The sequence below is a fragment of the Dapis purpurea BLCC-M126 genome (genome assembly GCF_050015975.1).
GTDB lineage: Bacteria > Cyanobacteriota > Cyanobacteriia > Cyanobacteriales > Microcoleaceae > Trichodesmium.
In genome coordinates this window covers 1-7,003 of record NZ_JBNHER010000197.1, presented here as the reverse complement: position 1 = coordinate 7,003, position 7,003 = coordinate 1, and the positions used below count along the sequence as shown (strand labels likewise).

The 7,003-nt window shown below is 37.1% G+C and carries 3 protein-coding genes; 2 read left to right on the top strand and 1 reads right to left on the bottom strand.

The window, feature by feature from the left end:
• Positions 1-49: 49 nt before the first annotated feature.
• Positions 50-2,692 carry a CheR family methyltransferase gene (locus ACP6PL_RS17325; protein ID WP_426546511.1) on the top strand — a complete coding sequence of 881 codons (2,643 nt, stop codon included), beginning with the start codon at positions 50-52 and terminating at the stop codon, positions 2,690-2,692.
• A 583-nt stretch (positions 2,693-3,275) separates the two neighbouring features.
• Here the strand turns inward: ACP6PL_RS17325 and ACP6PL_RS17320 are convergent.
• Positions 3,276-4,079, bottom strand: coding sequence for an MOSC domain-containing protein (locus tag ACP6PL_RS17320; RefSeq protein ID WP_426546510.1), 804 nt, complete (start codon positions 4,077-4,079; stop codon positions 3,276-3,278).
• An 850-nt stretch (positions 4,080-4,929) separates the two neighbouring features.
• Between ACP6PL_RS17320 and ACP6PL_RS17315 the strand changes: the two genes are divergently transcribed.
• Entirely contained in the window at positions 4,930-6,363 is a 1,434-nt protein-coding gene (locus ACP6PL_RS17315; RefSeq protein WP_426546509.1) for an O-antigen ligase family protein, read from the top strand.
• Positions 6,364-7,003: the final 640 nt, after the last annotated feature.

The following is a 7,003-nucleotide window of genomic DNA, read 5'->3' as shown; positions in this document are numbered from 1 at the left end:
TACATCGCTCTATTTGGCATACGCTATATATAGTGTCTTTGCGTAAGTCCTGATAGACTTTTCCTATTACAAAACCTCTACTATTAGCCGTCGAGTTACTCATCGCTGCACCTTATCAGAATCTGATAACCTAGAAAGTTATATTAATAATCTCGAAAATTGTCTGGAAGAACAAGCGAGTCTGTGCCAAGCTTTACTGATCGGTACTACCCAATTTTTTCGAGATCCTGATGCTTGGGTATATTTAAAGACAGAAATTTTGCCCGAACTCTTGAAGCAACTTCAACAGGAAGAAAAAGAACTACGAACTTGGGTGTCTGCTTGTGCTACTGGGGAAGAAGCCTACTCAATGGCAATGCTAGTTGATGAAACTATGCGTGAATTAGGTATATTGCTAAATGTGAAAATTTTTGCTACTGACATCAATCTTCAGGCTTTAGAAATTGCTACTAAGGGAATTTATCCAGAAACTATTGTCAATAACATATCCCCAGAACGCCTAGAAGCATATTTTAATTATGAGAGCGCTCATTATCAAGTCAAGCGATCGCTCCGAGAAATGGTGATATTTGCCCCCCATGACTTAACCAAGAATCCAGGATTTTCTAACATAAGCATAGTTTTGTGCCGTAATGTACTGATTTATATGCAGCCAAAATTACAACAACAAATTTTGCGGTTACTACATTTTTCTCTATCCATGTCAGGAATTATGTTTTTAGGTAATACGGAAACGCTCAAAGAATTACAATCAGAATTTGTTACCATCAACTCCCATTGGAAAATCTATCGCAAGCGACGAGATGTCAAACTCGCATCGACTGCTTTGACGACAAGGGCACCAGTTACATTACCTATATTCAATCCTTATAAGCCTCAAAAAATTAGTAGATCCAGATTAGATTTAGTATTAGCAAACGTATTTGAATTTGGCTTTGGGGAGCGGAAAATTAGTTGTGTGTTAGTGAATCAAGATAACCGCTTGATCAACGTTTTCTACAATAGTGCTAATTTACTCACAATTCCCATTGGACCAATCAATTTAGAAATTTCTGATGTTGTTCCACCAGAACTAAGGCTACCTATAAGTACAGCACTGCATCGTATTAAGCGATATCTACAGACAGTTTTGTATACCGGAATTAGGCTCTACCGAAATAATGAAGTAGAAAGTATTACTTTGCGAGTTGGTTACAATCAACAAAGTTCTACAATTGATAAATATTTTATTATATTTATGGAAGTAGAAAAGCTATCACAAGTAGCTTTGGAAAATAACGATCATCAAAACAAGTTCCCAAGAGTAGGATCTGAAGTTACAGAGCAAATCATGGAACTAGAATATGAACTCCAACAAACCAGAGACAATTTGCAAGCAGCAGTTGAAGAGTTAGGAACTATTAATGAAGAACAACAAATCACCAACGAAGACTTAATGGCTGCCAATGAAGAGCTTCAAAGTACAAATGAAGAATTACAGTCAACAAATGAAGAAATATTTACAATGAATGCCCAGTATCAGGCGAAAATTGAAGAGCTAACTCGTCTGGGCGACGATCTTGATAACCTGTTCCGTAGTATAGATATTGGTGTGGTTTTCCTCGACCAAAATCTCAAAATTCGTCTATTTACCCCAGCTACTACCCAAGCTATTAATATTAGAAACACGGATATTAATCGTCCTTTATCTCATTTTACTCACAACCTAGACTGCCCAGACTTAATGGAAATTCTAGAACAAGTTATCCAAACTCAACAACCAATAGAAAAAGAAATAACTTTATCTACTACCGGACATAATATGCTGATGCGTGTTCATCCCTATCTGCGGGAAAATGGCGCATCTGATGGCTTAGTAATAGTTTTGGTAAATATTCACCAACTACAACAAACTCAGAATCAACTCGTAAGAATTAATAATCTGCTGGAAACATTATATGAATCTAGTCCTATGGGTTTGTTTGTCATAGATCAAGAGTTCAAAATTTTACGCTTTAACCCAGCTTTAGTTGAGATTAATAATTTACCCATTACAGAATATGTAAGTAAGACTATCTCAGCAGTGCTACCAGAATTTACAAATAGCTTAACTCCTCTCTGGCGTCAGGTATTGGAAACAGGTGAAGTTCTGAGAAATATCCAAGTCAATATCCCTGATACTAACGATCCTGAGAGTGAAGGTTGGTGGTTAGGTACTTATTATCCTGTAGAACTAGAAAATGGGGAACGAGCAATTGGTGGGATAATTACAGATATTACTCAACTACAGGAAACTCAACAACAATTATTGGCAAGTCAAAGATTTATCCAACGAATTACAGATTCTCATCCCGGAATTATCAGAATTTTTAATTTAGAACAGCAGTCTATTACTTATATCAATGGATCTGTCACACAAATACTTGGTTATACTCCAGATGAAATTATTGAACTCGGAGCAAATATTATAGCCACCCTAATTCATCCCGATGATATGGAACGAATACAAAACCACTATCAAAATTTCCCAAATCTAGCAGAGCAGGAAAAAATAGAGATAGAGTATCGCCTGTGTCATAAAAATCAGCAATGTGTTTGGTTTTCCAGTAGAGAGGTAGTATTTAAGCGCAGTTCAACAGGGAAAATTGTTGAAGTGTTAGGAGTTGACATTGATATTAGCGCAAGCAAACGAGCCATACAAAACCTCAAATAATATCAAATTTTACAGTCGGCAATTTCTGTTATGTTTTTGAGATGTTACTGATTTTAGGTATGAAACTCATATTTGTCAGATATTGAATAGTTCTTAATTCACTACAAATTATATTTAGAAACCACCATTGGTGAGGAGAAAAATTCTTTTCTACCTTATGAATCCTGACTCCCAACCCCTAACTCCTAGATATCATACATTTATTCAGCAACGCCATGTTTTTGATTACTTTGCTGGCATTGTCAGTACGCGCCAGACAATAAAACCAGCAAATAAAACATAACCTGCTACTCCTACCCAGTCTTGCCAACTTCCAGATAATTGAGTTTCCATTATTTAACTTCCTATCGGTTTTTTCTTAGATTATAATAATTTTTCTTAAAAAAACAAGGGGTGTTGCATAATCTAGATATGAATTATAAATATTCACCCCAAACACTAAGTGCCAAACTTGTAGTAGACTGAGACATCTCAAATAGTGCATTATATCATTGGGGCGGGTTGATCTGATTAAATGTTGAGCCTCATTAATTTAAAACTGAACCCGCCCCTACTATTGCAAAATTTTAGGTGTGTCACGGTACTATCTACTTACTTCTTCCAAAATATCTCCCACCGCCACTGCCCCATCATGATCGACAGTCGCCAATACCCCCGTGTAAGCGTGACCATATTTTTCTTTCAGCACCGATAATAATGGAACATCGCGATCGCCAGTTTCTGGGTCAACTTCAATATTCATACACCGCCCAATCTTAGCAGTAATAGTAATCTCAGCTTCACCCAAACACAACTTTTTCCCCACCAAATCAAATTCTGACCAAGCATCAATTCCTTCCACAACCACATTAGGACGAAATCTCCGCACATCTAATACTTGACCAGTCTTTTCTCCCAAATCATCCATAGTTGCCTGACTAATAATAGAAATATGTACAGGTTCCCTGTCAGGGTAACGACTGTTTTTCCCATCCCCCACTAATTGCAAAGGTGCTTTCTGAGGATGTCGCGCTCCTTTATTGGGTTCTAGAGTAGTCAAATAATCTGTAAAAAAAGCACTAAGGCGATCGCGACCTTCAGATAAACTTGTATTTTCCCTGACCAACTCAACTCCTTGCCGTCGCACAGTCAAAAACTCAGTTTCGTGGTCAAAATCACAATCTAAAGCCGCCAAACCAGGCCAATCATTCTGCACAGCAAAATGCTTTTTACTCATCCAAGGTATTACTTCTGGTGGGTTAGGGTTGTCAGAGTCAAGAAACATTAAAGCAAATGCGCGATCTCCTCTAATGCCATGACCCGCATTTAGGAAAAGACTCTGACAAATTTGAGGAGTTAACCCCTTAACTGGATGGATAAATAACTGTTTAACTGTTGCTAATTTCATGTTATTTTTATTAAACTATCTCTGGATAATGAGTGATAAAAAAGTTTTTGTTTGTAGTTGGGCTTTAGCCCATGAAATACCTATCTTAGGGCTAAAGCCCAACTACGAGCTTTAATTATAACTATTTAACTGGACATAATATTAGATAATAAAAAATTATAGCAAATCTGGTTTAAAGTTACCTCATAATCAATAGACATTTGTTGGGTTGCGCTAGCGCTTTTCATGTCGGCGACAGCCGAAACCCAACCTACTAACCTGTCTAGATTTATTTTCTGAGTAAGTTTGATAAATTAATACCTCTCCCCCAACTCCTTTCTTGCAAGGAGAGGGCAGAGTTTCCCCCCTTCCCTACTTCCCCACTTTCCAAGGGAGTTCAAGAATTAAGAATTTAGAATTAAGAATTTAGAATTACCTCTCATTGAAAATAAGAGGATTGACGAACAGGAAAATTTTTATTTATTATCCCCTTAAAAGGGGAGGCTTTAAACCACAATATTTCGTTCAATAATTGATAATTGATAATGGATAATTGATAATTACCTCTACCTAAAAGGAAGAGGATTGAATCAAAGGAAAATTTTTTCTTATTTCTCCTTTAAAGGAGAGGCTTTAAACCTTAATTATTCGGTAAGGGGGGGATAGGAAGAGGGTTGGGGGTTAGGTTCTACCCACAATTTTAGTCTAGACGCGCTACTACTATACTTTACAGCGGTTTTCATATTAATAAACCACAATGATACTGACTCCTTACTCCTTACTCCTTACTCATTACTCCTACAACAGTTTTGTGGTCTACTCAACTGAAAAGCGCTGTAAAATATATCCCACTACCTAACACTAAAGAACATTGAATTATCATTCTGACTATTATTTATATAAAGAGTGGAAATTAACTAAGCTAGGACTATTAATTTTCCCTTTATTACCAACTCTGGGAATATTAACTCTAGTTTTTGCAGTTATCAGCACTTTTGTACAAAAATGGCGTAGCATTATTAGGAATTCCCAAAATATAGCCTTAGCTTGTCTAGGACTCTGGTTAGCGATCGCCAGTTTTTTTGCCTGGAAACCCGAAGAAGCATTTTTAGGATTAGCTAATTTATTACCTTTTTTTGTAATGTTTGCTGGTTTTAGTGCCTTAATTAAAACTCCAGCACAACTACGACAACTTTCTTGGGTAATGGTAATTTCTTCAGTACCTGTCGTAATTTTAGGTTTCGGGCAATTATTTTGGGGTTGGTCTGGTTTCCTACATTTACAGATTATTTTTGGTTGGTTACTTGCACCACAAGGCAACCCTCCAGGGCGAATGGCTTCAGTATTTATGTATGCTAATATTTTAGCAATTTATCTAAGTATTGTATTTATTCTAGGGTTGGGGTTGTGGATTGAACAATGGAAATCTTTATACTCAGTTACCTTGAAAGATAGTATTCGCTCATTTGGACTGGAAGGGAATGGAAAGAATCAATCTCATCGACTCCAAACAACTACAACAGAATCTAATTTAAGACCAGAAAGGAGTTTGGGCAAAAGCTTAACTTCTATGAAGATTTTTCAGGGAAGTTCCCATCAAAAATTTATTTTTCTGACAGTTGCAATGATTGGTAATGGGGTTGCGTTAATCTTGACTCATTCACGCAATGCTTGGGGATTAGTTGTATTTGCAGGTCTAGCTTATGCTATTTATCTCGGTTGGAACTGGTTGGTAGGATTAGTAATAGCAACAGTGGCAACTGTTTTTGGAGCTGCTTTTGCTCCTGCACCTTTGAATAAATGGTTACAACTGATAGTACCAGAATACTTTTGGGCACGACTCACAGATCGGAATTTTGACCGACCTGTAGCCATTTTACGAAGCACCCAATGGCAGTTTGCTGGGAATATGACTAGGGAAAAGCCTTTGTTTGGTTGGGGTTTGCGGAATTTTACACCTCTGTATGAAGCACAGATGGAAACATGGCTTGGTCATCCTCATAATTTGTTCTTGATGCTGACGGCGGAAACTGGAATTCCTGCCACTTTGTTTTTGTTTGGTTGGGTGGGTTGGATATTGGGAAAGGCAGTTTTGTTATTAATGAATTGGTCTAATGTTAATTGTGGAGAAAACCGTTTAATCTTTTTTAGTTATTTAGTGGCTTTTGGTGCCTGCACTATATTTAATATGTTTGATGTAACTTTGTTTGATTTACGAGTTAATATAATTGGATGGTTGCTTTTAGCTGCAATCTCTGGAATTCAAAATTCAAAATTCAAAAGTAAGATTTATACTATTACCTAAAATTTCACAAAAGGACTATCAAAAATCGATTTTTTTGTCCACTTGGCAGAGATGAAATGGAAAAGTTAGTATATCTACAGTTATGAACCTCGAGAAATAAATAGTAATAAGTTTTTAGTCATTTATTAGTTATTAAGGGCGGCTAAAGGGTAGTTTTTCATCTTTGCATGGAACCCCACCGACGCGGGTCGGAGAATCGCTGAAACCCTGATTATTTCGTTGACCCCCGTCGATTCCATGCCAGCAGCGGGTTTAAGGGCTGTCATTTTGGCAAAATTAGCCTTGTTGATGATAAAATCAAAGGGGGCGCGTCGATTTGAGTATATGAAACCTTTGCTATGCTTCGGTTCTAGATCGAAGCTCTTCCCAAACCCTAATCCCTATTTAGGGATTGAAACCTTGTATGCTCTGCAAATACTGAAAATCAGCATTTACCTTCCCAAACCCTAATCCCTATTTAGGGATTGAAACTTATAGGTTTTGGCGTTTTCTACATACCCAATTATTCTTCCCAAACCCTAATCCCTATTTAGGGATTGAAACGCTAATATTAGTTCCATTTTTTTCGATACTTCTTTCTTCCTTTATTTCAAGGTTTGTCCACGCTTGTTGGCTTCGGTTTTCGCTGCTCTTCGGCTTG